Here is an 18,893-nt window from a genome sequence, read left to right as displayed (position 1 = left end):
TGCCCCCACTACGTTTTGCTGCATAAGCGGTTCCACAGCCCCCGGCTTGCGCCCGCCCGCGATGTTCCCTAGTTGTTCGCCGATTGATGACTGAGATAACCCCCCTCCCCAATGACGGCGAGATCACGCCGATTCCCTCCTATGCAGCGCGCCTGAACCCGCCCCAGAGGGAAGCCGTATTGACCACCGAAGGGCCGGTGCTGATGCTGGCCGGAGCGGGCACTGGCAAGACTGCGGCGCTCACCGCACGTCTTGCACACCTCGTCGCAACACGCCGGGCGTGGCCGAGCGAGATCCTGTGCGTCACCTTCACCAACAAGGCCGCGCGGGAGATGCGCGAACGTGTCGCAGGCCATATCGGCGAGGCGGTGGAGGGAATGCCCTGGCTCGGTACCTTCCATTCGATCGGCGCCAAGATGCTGCGCCGCCATGCCGAACTGGTCGGCCTGCAATCGAACTATACCATCATCGACACCGACGATCAGTTGCGCTTGCTGAAGGCGATGATCGTCGAACAGGGGCTGGATGAAAAGCGCTGGCCTGCCCGACAGTTCGCCGGGCTGCTCGACCGATGGAAGAATCGCGGGCTCAATCCAGACGATCTCGATGCGGTCGAAAACGAAGCCTATGCCAACGGACGTGGCCAGCATTTCTATCGTCTGTATCAGGATCGGCTGAAGGCTCTGAATGCGTGCGATTTTGGCGATCTGCTGCTGCACATGCTGAATATCCTGCGGCGGGAGCCGGAGGTGCTGGCCCATTATCAGCAGCGCTTCAAATATATCATGGTGGACGAATATCAGGACACCAATCAGGTTCAGTATCTGTGGCTGCGCCTGCTGGCCCAGCAGCGCAAGAATATCTGCGTGGTGGGGGATGACGATCAGTCGATCTATTCCTGGCGCGGTGCGGAAGTCGCCAATATCCTGCGATTTGAGAAGGATTTTCCGGGGGCGAAAGTCATCAAGCTGGAGCAGAACTATCGCTCCACCCCGCATATTCTCGCTGCGGCATCGGGGCTGATCCGTGAGAACAGCGAACGGCTCGGCAAAACATTGTGGACGGAAGTCGAGGCGGGAGAGAAAGTCCGTGTCGTCGGCGTCTGGGACGGCCCGGAAGAAGCCCGCCGCGTCGGTGAAGAGATCGAGCGTCTGGAGCGCGAAGGTCTGCCGCTGGATCGCGTGGCCATTCTGGTGCGCGCCCAGTACCAGACGCGCGAATTCGAAGACCGGTTCATACAAATCGGCCTTAACTATCGGATTGTCGGGGGTTTTCGTTTTTACGAACGCGCCGAAATTCGCGATGCGCTGGCCTATTTGCGCGTCATCGCTCAACCGCAGGACGATCTGGCATTCGAGCGAATCTATAACCAACCCAAGCGCGGGCTTGGTGCAAAGACGCTGGAACTGATGCATCGCCATGCGCGCAACACCGGCCTGCCGCTGGCCGCTGCGTCGCTGCAGTTGGCTGATAGCGACGAACTGCCCAAACGGGCCTCGGCCACCATTGCCGCGCTGATGGGGCAGTTCCTCCATTGGCGCGAATTGGCAGAGACTGTCACTCCATCCGAACTCCTACGCACCGTACTGGACGAAAGCGGGTACGACGCGATGCTGCAGGCAGACAAGACAGCAGAAAGCGCCGGAAGGGCAGAAAACCTCTCCGAACTGGCGCGCGCAATGGAAGAGTACGACACGCTGGGCGATTTTCTGGAACACGTCGCTCTGGTGATGGACAACGACCGCGCCGATGATGGCGAAAAGGTCACCATCATGACGATGCACGCTGCCAAAGGGCTGGAATTCGATCATGTATTCCTGCCCGGCTGGGAAGAAGGCGTTTTTCCCAGCCAGCGCTCGCTCGACGAAGGCGGTCTTGCCAGTCTGGAGGAAGAGCGCCGACTGGCATATGTCGCGATCACCCGCGCGCGGCGGCGCTGCACGATCTTTCACGCGGCCAACCGGCGCATTTATGGCCAGTGGACCAGCTCCATACCCAGCCGTTTCGTTGGGGAGCTGCCTGCCGACCATATAACCGAGGAATCGACGCTAACGGGCGGTGCCTCGCTGTGGCGCGCCGGGCTGAGCGAACATGACGATCCCTTTGCCCATGTTTCCAGCAACCGCCCGGATCGCTCGCACGCACGTGGCCCCGGCTGGCAACGGGCGCTGACCACCGGATACGATGCCGCGCCAAAGCGGGTGAAGGAAACCACCCGTTCGGTCGCCAGTTTCGCCGCCAAACCCCGCACCGATATCGCTGTCGGTCAGCGGGTGTTCCATGACAAGTTCGGATATGGGATTGTGACCGATCAGGATGGCAACAAGCTCGAAATCGAATTCGAGCAGGCCGGATCAAAGCGGGTGATCGACAGTTTTGTATCGCTTGCCTGAGGCACTTCTTCCTATGCCGACAGACACAACTGAGCCTACGTCAGATTAGCCCAGATCAGCACCGCCCCGCACCAGCCTCTGCGGGTTCGGAGTGCACAGACGGTTTCCTACATCGCACATATGCGCCATTGCAGGATGGAGTTCGGCTTTGTCACTGAATTCACAAGATTTTTTCACCGAATCCGCAAAGGGTTTTTCTGGTTCTGGGCAGTGTAACATGTGGTCCATGTCTCCGCCCAATGGACGGCAACATATGAGACGTGGCTATACGGGCGATTGCCGATTGGGAGTGCGGCCCTAGATAACGCGCAGGCGCTATCCCGACCTATGAGGTAAGGTCCACTCACCGCACCAACAGGGCATAGCCAACCCCCTCGACAGGGGCGCAACAGTGGTAACTCAGGTCGTTGCGCTCACGTCGAGAAAGCTTGGTCGCGGCCCATTCCATTCGCCAGCGGGGATCGGCGCATCGTCGTAATCGTCGCGCCCGCGCGAGCGACGTGGTTCGTTCCGCTCTCCGCGCGGTGAACGCTCCTGACGCGGCCGCTCCTGACGTTCATCCGCATCCTTTCGGCGGCTGCGCGTGCGGCGAGGCTGATCCTCAGCCGCATCATCGCTTTCAACCTCAGGCTCTTCCGTCTTCGCGGGTGCCGTCAGTTCGACGCGAACATCCTTCTTGCCGAAGATTGGAATCTTCGTGCCGGTCAGCTTCTCGACATTGTCGATCGCTTCACCGTCTTCTTCCGCCACGAAAGTGAATGCCCGCCCCTTCGCCCCGGCACGGCCAGTGCGACCGATACGGTGGACGTAATCGTCGGGGTGCCAGGGCGTGTCGTAATTGAACACATGGCTCACCCCTTTGATGTCGAGCCCGCGCGCCGCGACATCGCTGGCGACCAGAATATTGACCTCGCCCGCCTTAAACCGGGCGAGCTCTTTTTGGCGGCTGTTCTGATCGATATCGCCGTGGATTTCACCGCTGGCAAAACCTTCGCGCTGCAACGCCTTGTTCAGTTCGCGCACGGTCGTTTTGCGATTGGCGAAGATAATCGCGGTTTCCACCAGATCGTTACGCAGAAGCCAGGTCAGTGTTTCCCGCTTCTGCCGCGATTTCAGCGGGATCTTGAACGCGGTAATATCCTTGTTCGTCGTCGCCGCACGACTCACTTCGATCCGCTTGGGATTGTTGAGAAACGTCTTGGCCAGCTTCTCGATCGGCGGCGGCATCGTGGCGCTGAACAGCATCGTTTGCCGGGTTTCAGGCAACTTGGAGCAAATGAACTCGATATCGGGGATAAATCCCATATCGAGCATCCGGTCCGCTTCATCGATCACCAGAAGTTCGCAGCCGTTGAGCAAAATCTTGCCGCGCTCGAACAAGTCCATCAGGCGGCCCGGCGTGGCGATCAGCACATCGACACCTTCGTCAAGCGCCTTCAATTGATCGCCCATCTGAACCCCGCCAATCAGCAGGACCAGCTTGAGATCATGGTTCTTGCCATACTTCTCAAAATTTTCCGCAACCTGCGCGGCCAATTCTCGCGTTGGTGCCAGAATCAGCGAGCGCGGCATCAACGCGCGACGTCGCCCGTTTGCGAGGATGTCGATCATCGGCAGCACGAAACTGGCCGTTTTGCCGGTGCCGGTCTGCGCGATGCCGATGAGATCCTTCATCATCAGAACCGGCGGAATCGCTTGCGCCTGAATAGGGGTCGGCTCGGTATAACCGGCGTCTTCCACCGCTTTAAGCAATTCGGGCGAGAGGCCGAGGTCGGCAAACGTCATATGGTCAGTGTGTTTCCGGGTTGGCGGGCCTTGAGTGGCCCGGGGATGGAACTGCGACAGTCGCTATCCGTAAATCTCTGCGCCCTTGCGCATGCAAGGGCGGGAAAGTCAAGAAATTGTGGCGATGGTGTGGCGGATCAATTGCCCACTTCGACCAATCGACGCAGGCTGCTGATCGAACAATTGCTGCCTGCGCGGGAATGAATTTTGTCGCGGTTGACGCACATTTGCCCGTCCCGCGTCCGCTCCAGATAGAATCCGGCGTAGTAATCGCGCGCACTACAATTGCGTGCCAGTTGTGCGGTCACCAACGTCCGATCGCTCAGGAATAGTAACAGACGATCATCGCCACGCGGTTCGACTCCGACGATTCTGTTCACCGGAATGCAATTGCCCATCTTGCGTTCGACTAACCGCGGCGGCGGTGGCGGAATATCCATCCCATTAAAAGCGCTGGGCCGCACGGAATTTCCGCGCGGCGATATGCGGATGATAACCCGCTGTTCAATCCGCACCTGATCGAATGCAGGCGTTTGCGTGGGCGGCGCGAGCGGAAGCCATTCGCTCACTTCCGAACCGGCGGGCGGGCGATCTTCCGGCGGCGTCAGGTGCGAACGTTCCATCGATCCCTCAGGGAGAGTACTCGGGAATAGCAACGCAAGTGGCGCGACAAGGGCGAGCATGAGGTTCATGGCGAAGAGCGGGCAATGGCCCGAAAATGGACTCCCTGTGTCAATATGCCAACCGCTCTTACGGCCTTTGCTTGAATATCGGCTTAATTCCATTGTTGAAGAGCGCAAGTTCTGGCTCTTTACCGACCGCCTGTGCAATAGCACCAACAATGACTGAAACGACATTCTTCGAAGAAGCATCCGCCCTGCTCGGCCCGCGAGGCCTTACCCGCGACCCGGAACTGGTCGATGCTTGGCTGACCGATTGGCGTGGCCGCTTTAAAGGTAAGGCATGTGCTCTGGCCTCGCCAGCATCCGCCGAAGAAGTATCTGCATTGGTCAAATTATGTGCAAAGCACGATGTGCCAATTGTGCCACAAGGTGGAAACAGCGGGATGTGTGGCGGAGCTACGCCAGATGAAAGCGGCACTGCCGTGCTACTTTCGCTTCGGCGCATGGATGCCATTCGTGCAATCGATGCAGACGCCGGGCAAGCAGTATGTGAAGCCGGAGTTATCCTGCAAAAATTGCATGAGGCGGTGGAAGCCGGAGGGATGCGCTTTCCCCTCACCCTAGGAGGAAAAGGGTCGGCAACGATTGGCGGTCTAATTTCCACTAATGCCGGCGGTACTCAAGTTTTGCAGCACGGGTCGATGCGCGCGCAAGTCCTCGGTCTGGAAGCGGTTCTGGCCGATGGGCAGATATTCAATGCGATGACAGCATTGAAGAAAGACAACCGCGGGTTCGACCTGAAGCAGTTGCTCATCGGATCGGAGGGGACGCTTGGCATCGTTACCGCAGCAACTCTTCGCATCGTGCCTGCGATTGGCGAAAGACGTGTGATTTGGGCGGGGATGGATTCGCTGGAAACGGCAAGAGCGCTGCTATTGAAATGCCAGCATGGGGCAGGCCATGCACTCGAAGGATTCGAAGTGCTCGCTCAGTCGACCCTCGAAGATGTTCTCCGTCACCTCCCTGGATCGCGCGGACCGTTAGCTGGCAAACATGCATGGCATGCTCTCATCGAATTGGTGGCAGAACCTGGCGAAGCCGGGAAGATCGATCAACTGGCTGAAGGCATGATGGTCAGCTCATTCGAAAGCGGGCTGATAGAAGACGCGACCATCGCCGCCAACGAATCGCAGGCTGAAGCGTTCTGGTTGCTGCGCGATTCCATAGCGCCGGCGGAACGGGAAAAAGGCCCTGCCGTGCAACATGATATTTCCGTCCCGGTTGAGCGCATGCCAGCATTTGTAGCCGCGGCAGTGCCGCGAATTGAACAGGAATGGCCCGGCACAGAAGCGATTGCATTCGGGCATCTGGGCGACGGTAATGTTCATTTCCACGTTATCGCGCCTCACGGTATCGATCCGTCAGGATGGTACAAGACCGACGGCAAAGCGATCAGCGCGCAGGTCTATGAGATGGTCACCCAGTGGGATGGATCAATCAGTGCGGAGCATGGAATCGGGCAACTCAAGCGCGACGAACTTGGCCGCCTTGGCAACCCCGTTGCGCTGGATATCATGCGGAAGGTCAAGCAGGCGCTCGATCCCCAAGGGCTGCTCAACCCCGGCAAGCTCGTGCCGCTTGCACAGGGCGGTGCCACTCCCTAAAGCGACCGTCCACAGTGCCGCCTGGATGAATGGTCCGGCGCGGCCAACTTATTCCGATCCCCTTCTTTGGAGATGTCCGATGGCCACTGCGCCCGAAACCAACCTGCCTTTGTTTTACAATGACCTGATGCCGCTGAACAGCCGCGACCACGCCAAGTGGCGCGCCAAACAGATCGAATCGCTCAAGTGGCTTTCCGGTCAGCACGCCATCCCGCTGACGGTGGATGAGTTCGTGCAGACCCAGCGCGACTACCCCATCGTTTTCAGCTCGGGCGAAAACCCTGTTCCGCTTGCGCTGATGGGCCTCAACGAAGGTGTAAACGTATTTGTCGACGAAAACGGCAAAGTCACCGACCCCGTTTATATTCCGGCTTATGTCCGCCGTTACCCCTTTATGCTCGCCCGCCTTACCCCCGATGCAGAAGAACTCTCGCTTTGCTTCGATCCGACCGCAGGCGTCATCGGCGACTTCAAGGAAGGCGAAATTCTGTTCGACGATCAGGGTAAACCGGCCCCCACTGTGGAAGGTATCCTCAACTTCTGCGAACAGTTTGAACAGGCTGGCGCGCGCACTCAGGCTTTCATCGAAGAAATCAAGAAGCACGATCTGCTGATGGAAGGTGAAATTGCCATCACCGACAACTCCAAACCCGATCAGCCTTTTGTCTATCGCGGTTTCCAGATGATCAATGAGGAAAAGCTGCGCGAACTGAGTGGGGATGTTCTCAGCGAATGGACCAAGAACGGCCTCCTTCCGCTTCTGCATGCCCACCTGTTCTCGCTCGACCTTATGCGCGTGATCTTCGGCATGCAGATGGGCCAGGGCAAAGTGCCGCAGCCAACTGCGCTCAACCCGGCTGATACGCCAGCATCCTGATTTTCCTGTTTCCATTGCGCGGGCGCGGCCAAACGCCCTGCCCGCGCGATTGGATGAGGGTTGAACTGGCCCCGATCAGAGCCTATCTTCCCAATACCGGATCGCGCTTCCCTCATGGCCGGTCCGGCAGGTGCATCATGATGCACCTCCTCCCTGAACCTTGGCCACCTCGTGCATTAGCACGAGGTGGTTTTTTTATAAGCTGATGGCTTTATTCGGCGGCAAGCGGGATCGCAGAACCGCGCCCCACTTCGGCGATTTGCCCCGCCAGTTGACTCACCAGCCCCGCCACAAGTCGCGCGACCCCGTTCATACGAACGGACGGCTCGTTGAGATGCGAATCAAGGTAGCTGGAGCGGCAAATCTCGATCTGAATTGCGTGTATTCCCCGCGCTGGCAGAGCGTGACGATCAAGCACATAACCACCAGCATAGGGCCGGTTGTGTGCAACCAAACGGCCATGCTGGCCAAAATAGTCGAGCGCAGTCGCAACGATTTCAGGATCGCAACTTGCTCCAAACCTGTCGCCAACGACAAACTCGGCCGTCCGCTCACCGGGGTGGCGCGGTCGCAATGGCGGCATTGAATGGAGATCGATCAGCAGAGCCGCTCCCCAACGATCGCGAATCAAATCCAGCGAACGCCCGAGTGTCGCATGATAGGGTTGGTGGATATCAGCGATCCGCGAATCCAGTTCGGCGCGCTCAATCGGTCCGCTCCAGATTTCACCAATTCCGGCCAACCGACGTGGTACCAGCCCCAATCCGCTTCGCGAACGACGATTGGCAAGCGAATGCCGTGCCTCCTCTCTGGCTCCACCAGACACCATGCTCCAATCCATATCGTCTGTTGCCCGATTGAGATCGATCATCGCCCGTGGTGCGTGTGCCACTAGCAAAGCCGCTCCCGTCTGCTGCGCCACAGTCCGGCCAATGAGATCGACATAGCGATCTTCGAGACGCAGCGGCACCTGATCTCTGTGGCGCATTTTTGCCAGCAATTGCTCAGGATAATCGCGCCCGGCATGCGGCACCGCTATCAATACAGGCAAAGGGGTTTGCGCCATGTCCGTGAGCACGAATGCCGACTGTCCATCGCTTCCCGAAATATTACCCCCCGATTCGCCCGGGTGATCATGTTTGTCGCTCATTGACCACAGAATGCTCCGCGGCAGCGGGGATGTCAAAACTGGCCAGACCGCGACAAACGCATAAGATTTCTTAAGTGCTCTCCGCTATACGGACCGCATGACCGAACTGCGGAAAATCAAGATTCTCCTGGCTGAAGACGACGATGCGATGCGTACCTATCTGGTGCGCGCGCTGGAGAAAGCCGATTATGAAGTTCTCGCTGTGGACCGGGGAACGGCGGCGATACCCCACCTTCAAAATGGCGATTTCGACCTTCTTCTGTCTGACATTGTGATGCCGGAAATGGACGGGATCGAGCTTGCCCAGCGGTGCAATGAGATCGCCCCGCGGACAAAGGTGATGTTCATTACCGGATTTGCAGCAGTCACCTTGCGCGCGAGTCGCGAACAGCCGCAAGCAAAAGTGCTATCTAAACCGTTTCATCTCCGCGACCTTGTGATGGAAGTGGACCGCGTTTTCGCCGGGGAAGCGCAAGCGAGTCTTTGACCACTTGCACAGGCGCGCCGCACTCGCTACATGGCCGCCTCGCCGCGCAAGCGGTTGTCCGATAGTGCGGGCGTATAGCTCAGTGGTAGAGCACTATGTTGACATCGTAGGGGTCGCAAGTTCAATCCTTGCTACGCCCACCATCGGACCTTTCGCAAAAGGCGTCGCGCAAGCGGCGCCTTTCGTGTTTCCAGCCCCTGCCTTGCACCTGCGCGTCTAGCTGCTAAAGCGCGGCAAACTCTCATACGAACAGGATGAACATGGCCAAGATCAAGGTGAAGAACCCGGTCGTCGAAATCGACGGCGACGAGATGACCCGCATTATCTGGCAGTGGATTCGCGAACGGCTGATTCAGCCCTATCTCGATATCGACCTCCGGTATTACGATCTCTCGATCGAAAAGCGCGACGAAACCGACGATCAGATCACCGTCGACGCTGCCAATGCGATCAAGGAACATGGCGTCGGCGTGAAATGCGCCACCATCACCCCAGACGAAGCGCGCGTCGAAGAATTCAGCCTCAAGAAAATGTGGAAGAGCCCCAACGGCACGATCCGCAACATTCTGGGCGGCGTCGTCTTCCGCGAACCCATCGTGATCGACAATGTTCCGCGGCTGGTGCCGGGATGGACCGATCCGATCGTCGTGGGCCGCCACGCATTCGGCGATCAGTACAAGGCGACCGACACACTGATTCCCGGCAAGGGAAAGCTGCGCCTCGTTTTCGAAGGCGAAGATGGCAAGAACATCGATCTCGATGTGTTCGACTTCCCATCAAGCGGCGTCGCCATGGCGATGTACAACCTCGACGATTCGATCCGCGATTTCGCTCGCGCCAGCTTCAACTACGGCCTCGACCGTGGATGGCCTGTGTATCTTTCGACCAAGAACACGATCCTCAAGGCCTACGATGGCCGCTTCAAGGATCTGTTCCAGGATGTATTCGACACTGAATTTAAGCCTCAGTTCGAAAAGAAAGGCCTGACCTACGAGCACCGCCTGATCGACGACATGGTTGCGTCAGCACTGAAGTGGAACGGCAAGTTTATCTGGGCATGCAAGAACTACGATGGCGACGTGCAGTCGGACATCGTCGCTCAGGGCTTCGGCTCGCTCGGCCTGATGACTTCGGTTCTGATGGCACCCGACGGCAAAACCGTGGAAGCAGAAGCCGCCCACGGCACCGTCACCCGCCACTATCGCCAGCACCAGCAGGGCAAGGCGACCAGCACCAACCCGATCGCCAGCATTTTCGCCTGGACTCGCGGGTTGATGTATCGTGGCAAGTTCGACGACACCCCCGAAGTGGTGAAGTTCGCCGAAACGCTGGAGCAGGTCTGCATCAAGACAGTTGAGAGCGGTCAGATGACCAAAGACCTCGCGCTGCTGATCGGGCCGGGCCAGTCGTGGCTGACCACCGAACAATTCTTCGAAGCGATTGTGAATAACCTCGAAAAGGAAATGGCCAACTGGGCCTGATCTTTTTCTCCAATCGTCAACGCAATAGAAGGCCCCCGGATATCCGGGGGCCTTTTTCGTATCTGTGCAAGAAGAGTCTCACCGCGCTCCGGTCCGTGACAATCGATGCTTACGCCGATAGGTGAACCGAATGTCCGCCGAACTAAACACCCCCATGCTGTCCGACGCGCTGGTGATTCTCGGCGCGGCGGGAATCGTTATCCCCGTCTTCCATCGTTTTCGCATTACACCAGTGATCGGGTTCATTTTGATCGGCATTGCGGTCGGCCCGTTCGGGTTGGGCAAGCTGGTGTATGAATATTCCTGGCTGAACCATTTCACGATAACCGACCCCAAGGGCCTGGAGCCATTCGCAGAATTCGGCATCATCCTGCTACTGTTCACAATCGGGCTGGAACTGTCGTTCAAGCGGCTATGGACCATGCGGAAACTCGTTTTCGGTCTCGGTGCGCTGGAGCTGACGATAACGGGCAGCCTGCTGGCTATCTTCCTGATGATGCTCGGGCAATTTTGGACCGGCGCACTCGGCCTCGGGCTGGCTCTGGCGCTCAGTTCGACGGCAATCGTTCTCCCCATTTCCGGCACAACCAGCCCGGTGGGGCGCGCAGCGCTGTCGATGTTGCTGTTCGAAGATATTGCGATTGTGCCCATCATTTTCATGCTCGGCGCAATGGCACCCTATGCAGGGGAAGCGGGCTGGAGCGGCCTTCTGGGAACACTATGGAAAGGCGGCCTTGTCGTGGTGGCCCTCCTCGTCCTCGGCCGGATCGCCCTGCCCCGACTATTCGCTCAGGCGGCTCGCACCAAAAGCCCCGAACTGTTTCTGGCCGCCAGTTTGCTGGTGGTTATCGGCGCCAGCCTCGCCACCGCCGTTACCGGGCTTTCTCCGATCGTGGGGGCGCTAATCGCCGGCCTGCTCATCGCGGAAACTGAATACAGCAGCGAAGTCGAAGAAATAATGGAGCCGTTCAAAGGGCTCGCGCTCGGGATATTCCTCATCACCGTTGGGATGAGCATCGACCTGACCACCATCTGGAACAACTTGTGGACGTTGGCGCTGGCTGTCGTTGGCGTGCTCACGTTCAAGGCCTGCGTCACCGGAGTTCTGCTACGTGTGATGGGTGCCCGGCGCAGTACTGCTGCCGAAACCGGCGTTTTGATGGCGAGCCCCAGCGAAACCACGCTGATCGTGCTCAGCGCAGCCAGTGCCGCTCTGCTGATTCAGCCCGGAACTGCACAATTCTGGCAAATCGTCACTGCCATAGGCCTCACCATTACGCCCCTTTTGGCCCGTTTGGGTCGCATCATTGGGAGGCAAGTCGATCCTGTGCCGGAAATGGCGGTCAAGGATCGCGGCGTTCCGCGGGTGATTATTGTCGGCATCGGCCGTGTGGGACGCCTCGTCGCGGACATGCTCGACATGCACGGCAAACCCTATGTAGCGATCGATTCCGATGCCGATCTGATCGCACGGGCGAAACGGAAGGGTTACCACGCGACGTTCGGCGATGCATCGCATGGCCATGCTCTGGAACGGCTCGGCATCGATCACGCGCTGGCCATCATTCTGACAATGGATGAGCCTGTGCTGGCCCATCGCCTGACTGCGAAGCTGCGTAAATCGCACCCGGACTTGACCATTATATCGCGCGCACGCGATCTGACACACGCCACAGATCTTTATCGGGCAGGTGCGACCCATGCGGTGCCGGAAACACTGGAAAGTTCGCTTCAACTGTCGGAGGCTTTGCTAGTCGATCTGGGTGTTGCGATGGGGCCCGTGATTGCCTCGATTCACGAAAAGCGCGACGAATTCCGCAGCCAGATTCAGCGCGAGGCTCAGTTGGAGCACAAGCCTAAACTGCGAACTTCGGTAGCAGAATCGGGATAGATCGCGCCACTCGCTCGTTATTCCCTTGAACCGAAAGGAGATAACGATGAGCGACGCCAAGCAGAACCCAAAGGCAGCCCCCAACCAAAAGCCGCAAAATCAGGTTGACGAGAACCACGGCGCCATCAATGGCCCGCAACGCACAGGTCACAACACCCGTACTACCGACACGCCGCGAGGCAGCGAAGTGGAAACCCGCAATTCAAGCAATCGACGCGGCTGACTTCCGCTCATTGTCGAGAAGCGCTGGATTCATCAGTCCGCTCACGCCGGGGAGGTTTCCCCGGCCAATATGCGGCGCACGGCAGTCAGCGCTTCTTCTGCTTTGCTGGCATCCGGGCCGCCGCCCTGGGCCATATCAGGACGGCCTCCGCCACCTTTGCCGCCAAGCGCTTCCACACCGGCGCGCACCAGATCGACGGCACTGAAGCGATCGGTCAGGTCATCGGTAACGGCCACTGCAAAAGCAGCCTTTCCGTCGTTAATCGCGCAAATCGCTGCCACGCCTGAGCCCATGCGTTTCTTCGCTTCGTCGAGCAGGCCACGCAGCTCTTTGGCCTCCAGTCCATCGATCGCCTGACCGCTGAATTTCACCCCACCTACATCTTCGTCGATCGGGCCAGAACTGGTGCCCCCGCCGCCAAGGGCCAGCGCCTTTTTGGCATCGGCAAGTTCCCGTTCGAGCTGTTTCCGCTCAGAAACCAACGCAGCAACGCGATCAACCACTTCATCTACGGATGTTTTGAGCGCCCCGGCAACCGACTTCAAGGCATCCTCGCGCCCGACCAGCCATTGCCGCGCAGCTTCGCCTGTCAACGCTTCTATCCGGCGCACACCGGAACTGACCGCCGTTTCGGAAACAATGCGAAACAGACCGATATCGCCGGTGGCGCGAACATGTGTGCCACCGCAAAGCTCGACCGAGTAATTGCGCCCTTCGGAATCGTTGCGCCCCATCGAAAGCACGCGCACCTCGTCGCCGTACTTCTCTCCGAACAGAGCCATTGCCCCGGCGGCGATTGCGTCATCCGGCGTCATCAATCGGGTAACCACCGGATCGTTTGCCCGAATTTCAGCGTTCACCTCGGCCTCAATGGCGGCGATATCTTCATCGCTGAGCGCCTTGGGATGCGAAAAATCGAACCGCAGCCGGTCTTCTGCCACCAGCGATCCCTTCTGGGTCACATGATCGCCAAGCCGATTGCGGAGCGCCGCATGGACCAGATGGGTCGCTGAATGATTGGCACGGATGCGATCCCGCCGTTCGACATCGACCGACAATCGCACCGTATCACCGACCTTAATCGAACCGGCTTCCACCTTGCCTTCATGCGCATGAAGGCGGCCAAGCGGCTTGGCCGTATCGGTTACCGCAATCATCAGCCCTTCCGGCGTGGAAATCGACCCGGCATCGCCGGCCTGACCACCGCTCTCCCCGTAAAACGGCGTCTGATTGACCAGCACGATTACCGAATCGCCTGCGTCGGCACTTGGGACTTCCGCACCGTCTTTCACCAGCGCGACAACGCATCCTTCGCCTTCGGTAGAGGAATACCCGGTGAATTCCGTGCTGCCTTCACGATCGGCGATATCGAACCAGACCTCACTATCGGCAGCCTGCCCGCTACCCTTCCATGCCGCACGCGCGGCAGCCTTCTGCCGGGCCATCGCGGCATCGAACCCTTCGCGATCAACCGCAATCCCACGACTGCGGAGCGCATCTTCGGTCAGGTCGTAAGGGAAACCATAAGTATCGTAGAGCTTGAATGCGGTTTCACCGTCAAGGCTATCCCCTTCACCCATCGCACCGGTCGCTTCATCCAGCAGACCGAGTCCCTTTTCCAAAGTGCGGCGGAACTGGGCTTCTTCGCGCTCCAGCGTTTCTTCGATCAATGGCTGAGCACGTCCAAGTTCTGGATATGCCTGCCCCATCTCAGTGATCAGGGCGGGAACGAGGCGATGCATCAACGGCTCTTTCGCACCGAGCAGGTGGGCATGGCGCATCGCCCGGCGCATGATCCGCCGCAGCACATATCCGCGCCCTTCGTTCGATGGCAGAACCCCATCAGCCAATAGGAAACTGGTTGACCGCAAGTGATCGGCAATAACGCGGTGGCTAGCGGTGTGATCGCCTTCCGCTTTCACACCGGTCAGGCTCTCGCTCGCACCGATCAGTTCCTTGAACGTATCGGTATCGTAATTGTCGTGAACGCCCTGCAAAACCGCAGCGATCCGCTCCAGCCCCATACCGGTGTCGATGCTGGGCTTAGGCAGATCAGCGACGATTTCGCCTCCCGCCTGCTCATATTGCATGAACACCAAATTCCAGATTTCCACGAAGCGATCACCATCTTCATCGGGGCTGCCCGGAGGGCCACCGAAGATGTGATCGCCGTGATCGTAGAACACCTCGGAACAGGGGCCACATGGGCCATCGTCGCCCATTGCCCAGAAATTGTCTTTCGTGGGAATGCGGATAATCCGCTCTTCCGGAAGGCCGCTGATCTTCCGCCACAGGTCGAACGCCTCGTCATCGGTGTGATAGACCGTGGCGGTCAGCTTTTCGGCCGGAATACCCCATTCTTTGGTCAACAAAGTCCAGGCATGCGTAATCGCCTGTTCCTTGAAATAGTCGCCAAAACTGAAATTGCCGAGCATTTCAAAGAACGTGTGATGGCGGGCGGTATAGCCCACGTTATCCAGATCGTTGTGTTTCCCACCGGCGCGCACGCACTTCTGGCTGCTGGTCGCAGTCGGTTCAGGCGGCGTTTCCAGCCCGGTGAACACGTTTTTAAACGGTACCATCCCGGCGTTGACGAACATCAGCGTCGGATCGTTATAAGGCACCAGCGGTGCGCTCGGCACTTCGCGGTGCCCGGCACCGGTAAAATAATCGAGGAAGCTGCGGCGGATTTCGTTGGTCGACGTCATGACATGGGCAGTTAGTTGCTGCGCGCGCAAGCGACAAGCGTATTCGCGTGTCTTTTGTGAACGACAGCAGCGATCAGTGCATGGCCGAAACAATCCACGCGGCACCGGGGAATGCCACAACCTTGCCCGACCGATGGTCGTGCAGATAACCGCGGAGTCGATCGATGAATGCCGCCTTTTCTGTTTCGCCGAGTTCCGCCATGACCCGCGCCGCCGGGCCGATGGTTGACAGATACTCCAGTGCATCCTCCACCGGATCATCGCCGTACCCAGCGATATAGGCATAATCGAACGGTTCGAATTCGATTTCGCGCCACCCTGCCGCATTCAGGATCGCATGGACATGATCCTTATCGGCAAAAGCGAATGGACCCGGTCCGCCGGGCGGTGGCGGCTGCTTGCCACCCGGTTGCAACGAAGCAATTCCGTTCGCCCACGGATTTTCGGCGGGCGAACGGAAGCAGGAGAAAAACAGCCCGGCATTATCTGCCGATATCGCATGAAGATGAGTGAAAGCAGCCACCGGATCCGGGAAAAACATTACCCCGTGGCGGGATATGAGGCGATCGGGCCGGAAGCTGTCTTTGCACCACACCGCGGCATCGCCGTGCTCGAAGGTGACATTGCCCAGATGCGCGCCGCGTACGCGGGCAACCGACAGCAAATCTTCGCTGATATCGATCCCGATCACCTGCGACTGCGGATGCCCACGCGCAATGGCGAGGGAAAGTTCGCCCGCACCACATCCGATATCGAGCACATGGAACAATCCATTGCCGCTTGCCCGACCCAGAAGGCGTTCGGTCAAACCGGAAAAACTGCGATCAGTACGTCGCCATTCATTGGCCCATTTGCGACCAACTCCACCCTTCCATTCGGACGCATCTGTCATTGCCTGGCTCCAAATAACAGGTTCGGTTCCGCAGATGGTTCGGTAAACCAACACGGGCCTTTCTCCGTCATATAAAAACAATCTTCCTGTCGCACACCGAATCTGCCGGGATAATAAATGCCAGGCTCGTTCGAAAAGCACATACCGATGTCGAGCTTCGTAGCTTCACCGTGAACGAGATTGACCGGTTCGTGGCCATCCATCCCGATTCCGTGCCCCGTTCGATGCGACAGGCCCGGCAATCGATAGCGCGGCCCCAGCCCCTTGCTTTCATAGAGCGCCCGCACCGCATCATCGACCGATCCGGCTGACTGCCCGAGTTGGGCAGCAGCGAATGCTGTGTTTTGCCCTTCACGGACGAGATGCCAGGTTGCCATAGCGGCCGGGTCCGGTTCACCGGAAAAAACCGTGCGGGAAATATCCGACTGATAATCTTCGACCGAACAACCACAGTCGAAGAGCACTGTCGATCCGGGGCGAACGATTTGCGGCTTGCCGGTCCCGTGAGGATAGGCAGATGCCTCGTCGATCAAAACCATCGAAAATTCAGGCGTCCCGCCCAGCGCACGGGTAGCGGCATCCATCAGAGCGGAAATCTCCCGATTGGTCATGCCCTCCCGGATTTGCGGTACTGTCCACTCATAGGCCGCTTTGGTCACCTCGGACGCGACGTGCATCAACGCGATTTCGGGGGCTGTTTTCCGCATCCGGCATCCGCGAACCACGGCATCGGCTGACACGATCCGCGCATCCGGCATAGCATGGGCCAACCCGTCGCTGGCGAAGAAGCGGACAGTTTCCTCGATCCCGATCCGTGATTGGCGCAACCCTCTCGCCGCCAGCTCGCGGGCAAACAATGCGGTTGGACTCTCGTCTTCTTGCCAGACATGGATATCCGCATCGATTTCCAGCGATTCCGCAACCGAAGGTCGTTCGAAAAACGGGGTAATCATAAACGGCATACCAGTTGCCGGGATCACGGCGGCCGTCAGGCGTTCAGACCGCCCCCAGCGGACACCGGTGAAATAGACCATGCTCGATCCGGGTTCGAGAACGATTGCGGCGATATCATTTGCCGCCATTAACCCACGCGCCCGATCGAGCCTTGCGGCCCGCTCGTCACGCCCGATAGCTACGGCATTTCCGGTGATCGAAGTAAGCGCCGATGTATCGATTTGTGCTGCGCGAGCAATGGCGGGAAGCCTAAGGCCCGCTGCGCCAACGAGGAACGCGCTTGTCCCCAAGACTTTGCGCCGACTGATCTGCATATTTGCCCCTCGCTACCAAAGCTCACAATGCCTGCCACGACACATGCACATTTGCAGGCGCGGACGGAAGGGTTGCTGTCTGGCAGGAGCGAATTTTCAGCCAAGCCTCAACCAGGCCATTGCAGAATAGTATAACGAGTATTTCCAACGAAAAACCGGTGCAGGTTCCTCCGGCGAAGGAGGAAACGCTCGCACCGGTTTCCCGGGTATGTCGGGCGCGCGACGGGGGGATATGGCGCGCCCGATTGAGGATCAGTCTTCGTCGTCCGCGTCCGGACCCGTCATCATCTCCTCGGCGACAGCGTCGGTCCGGCCGCGGATCGCGGCTTCCAACTTGTCGCAAACTTCCGGATTCTCTTTCAGATACTTCTTTGCGTTTTCACGGCCTTGTCCAATGCGGATCGAGTCATAGCTGAACCAGGAGCCCGATTTTTCGACCAGACCGGCCTTCACGCCCAGATCGAGAATTTCACCGATTTTCGAAATACCTTCGCCATACATGATGTCGAATTCGACCTGTTTGAACGGCGGCGCCACCTTGTTCTTGACCACCTTCACGCGGGTCGCATTGCCGATGATATCGTCCCGATCCTTGATCTGGCCGGTACGGCGAATATCAAGGCGCACAGAGGCGTAGAACTTCAGCGCATTACCGCCCGTGGTTGTTTCCGGGTTACCGTACATCACACCGATCTTCATGCGGAGCTGGTTGATGAAGATCACCATGCATTTCGAACGGTTGATGGAACCGGTCAGTTTACGCAGGCTCTGGCTCATCAAGCGAGCCTGAAGGCCGACGTGGCTATCCCCCATCTCCCCTTCGATTTCAGCCCGCGGGACCAGCGCGGCGACCGAATCGACCACCAGCACATCGATCGCGTTGGAGCGTACCAGCGTATCGGTGATTTCGAGCGCCTGCTCCCCGGTATCGGGCTGCGAGACGATCAGTTCATCGATATCGACACCCAGTTTCCTGGCATATACGGGGTCGAGAGCATGTTCGGCATCGACGAACGCAGCCGTTCCACCCGCCTTCTGCGCTTCTGCAATCACGTGCAGCGCCAGCGTGGTCTTGCCCGAACTTTCAGGGCCATAGACTTCGATCACGCGGCCTTTCGGCAGGCCGCCGACGCCCAGTGCAATATCAAGTCCCAGCGAGCCGGTCGAAATCGTTTCGACCTGCATCGCTTCCTTCTGCCCGAGCTTCATCGCCGAGCCTTTACCGAACGCGCGATCAATCTGCGCGAGGGCGGCATCGAGTGCCTTTTGACGGTCCGTATCCACGCCTTTGCCTTCCACAAGTTTCAGGTTCGCTGCCGCCATGACACATGCCTCCGTCGTTTGCCTAGGGCCGTGGCCCGCTCATCAACTGTAGGATTATGTATCTGGTTTGTTCCATAAGAACAAGAGCGGAACAAATTTTTTGTTAGAAATAAATTATTCCATTATAT

14 protein-coding genes and 1 tRNA gene are annotated in these 18,893 nt (G+C 58.5%); 8 read left to right on the top strand and 7 right to left on the bottom strand.

All coding sequences use genetic code 11. From position 1 onward, the window contains the following. Positions 1–86 precede the first annotated feature (86 nt). A complete protein-coding gene (locus D6858_RS10350) occupies positions 87–2,393 on the top strand; it encodes an ATP-dependent helicase (RefSeq protein ID WP_120109899.1) in 2,307 nt (768 codons plus the stop codon). A 399-nt stretch (positions 2,394–2,792) separates the two neighbouring features. Here D6858_RS10350 and D6858_RS10345 read toward each other — a convergent pair whose 3' ends face one another. Beyond that, the gene (locus D6858_RS10345; RefSeq protein WP_120109897.1) at positions 2,793–4,178 is read right to left on the bottom strand and encodes a DEAD/DEAH box helicase; all 1,386 of its coding nucleotides are present in this window, start codon (positions 4,176–4,178) and stop codon (positions 2,793–2,795) included. Between the two features lie 137 nt (positions 4,179–4,315). After that, positions 4,316–4,801, bottom strand: a complete 486-nt coding sequence (locus tag D6858_RS10340; protein WP_120109895.1) for a hypothetical protein — start codon at positions 4,799–4,801, stop codon at positions 4,316–4,318. A 218-nt stretch (positions 4,802–5,019) separates the two neighbouring features. On the opposite strand from D6858_RS10340, the gene D6858_RS10335 reads away from it, so the two are divergent. Beyond that, complete coding sequence (locus tag D6858_RS10335) at positions 5,020–6,465, top strand: FAD-binding oxidoreductase (RefSeq protein WP_120109892.1); 1,446 nt, start codon at positions 5,020–5,022, stop codon at positions 6,463–6,465. Positions 6,466–6,544: 79 nt separating this feature from the next. Beyond that, entirely contained in the window at positions 6,545–7,342 is a 798-nt protein-coding gene (locus D6858_RS10330; protein WP_120109890.1) for a SapC family protein, read from the top strand. A gap of 211 nt (positions 7,343–7,553) precedes the next feature. Here the strand turns inward: D6858_RS10330 and D6858_RS10325 are convergent, their stop codons facing one another. Further along, entirely contained in the window at positions 7,554–8,492 is a 939-nt protein-coding gene (locus D6858_RS10325; protein ID WP_120109888.1) for an N-formylglutamate amidohydrolase, read from the bottom strand. Positions 8,493–8,589: 97 nt separating this feature from the next. On the opposite strand from D6858_RS10325, the gene cpdR reads away from it, so the two are divergent. The 5 genes from cpdR (at position 8,590) to D6858_RS15840 (ending at position 12,574) form a co-directional block, all read left to right on the top strand. Then, positions 8,590–8,979 carry a cell cycle two-component system response regulator CpdR gene (gene cpdR / locus D6858_RS10320; protein WP_102154209.1) on the top strand — a complete coding sequence of 130 codons (390 nt, stop codon included), beginning with the start codon at positions 8,590–8,592 and terminating at the stop codon, positions 8,977–8,979. A gap of 68 nt (positions 8,980–9,047) precedes the next feature. Beyond that, a tRNA-Val gene (locus D6858_RS10315) sits at positions 9,048–9,122 on the top strand. 117 nt (positions 9,123–9,239) lie between these two features. Beyond that, positions 9,240–10,460 carry an NADP-dependent isocitrate dehydrogenase gene (locus D6858_RS10310; RefSeq protein WP_120110684.1) on the top strand — a complete coding sequence of 407 codons (1,221 nt, stop codon included), beginning with the start codon at positions 9,240–9,242 and terminating at the stop codon, positions 10,458–10,460. Between the two features lie 130 nt (positions 10,461–10,590). Beyond that, the gene (locus tag D6858_RS10305) at positions 10,591–12,351 is read left to right on the top strand and encodes a cation:proton antiporter domain-containing protein (RefSeq protein WP_120109886.1); all 1,761 of its coding nucleotides are present in this window, start codon (positions 10,591–10,593) and stop codon (positions 12,349–12,351) included. A gap of 46 nt (positions 12,352–12,397) precedes the next feature. Next, positions 12,398–12,574 (top strand): hypothetical protein, encoded by a 177-nt coding sequence (locus tag D6858_RS15840; protein ID WP_165859685.1) that lies wholly within the window; start codon positions 12,398–12,400, stop codon positions 12,572–12,574. Between the two features lie 41 nt (positions 12,575–12,615). Here D6858_RS15840 and alaS read toward each other — a convergent pair whose 3' ends face one another. The 4 genes from alaS to recA form a co-directional block, all read right to left on the bottom strand. Beyond that, entirely contained in the window at positions 12,616–15,282 is a 2,667-nt protein-coding gene (gene alaS / locus D6858_RS10300; protein WP_120109884.1) for an alanine--tRNA ligase, read from the bottom strand. A gap of 73 nt (positions 15,283–15,355) precedes the next feature. Further along, positions 15,356–16,174, bottom strand: coding sequence for a class I SAM-dependent methyltransferase (locus D6858_RS10295; RefSeq protein ID WP_120109882.1), 819 nt, complete (start codon positions 16,172–16,174; stop codon positions 15,356–15,358). After that, on the bottom strand, positions 16,171–17,442 hold the full coding sequence (locus tag D6858_RS10290) for a M24 family metallopeptidase (RefSeq protein ID WP_120109880.1): 1,272 nt from the start codon (positions 17,440–17,442) through the stop codon (positions 16,171–16,173). The genes D6858_RS10295 and D6858_RS10290 overlap by 4 nt, the downstream gene beginning before the upstream one ends. A gap of 252 nt (positions 17,443–17,694) precedes the next feature. Beyond that, complete coding sequence (gene recA, locus D6858_RS10285) at positions 17,695–18,765, bottom strand: recombinase RecA (RefSeq protein WP_120109878.1); 1,071 nt, start codon at positions 18,763–18,765, stop codon at positions 17,695–17,697. Positions 18,766–18,893: the final 128 nt, after the last annotated feature.

The sequence above is a fragment of the Tsuneonella suprasediminis genome, assembly GCF_003605755.1.
GTDB lineage: Bacteria > Pseudomonadota > Alphaproteobacteria > Sphingomonadales > Sphingomonadaceae > Tsuneonella > Tsuneonella suprasediminis.
The sequence above is the reverse complement of the archived record's forward strand: the minus strand, read 5'-3'. Positions and strand labels throughout refer to the sequence as shown.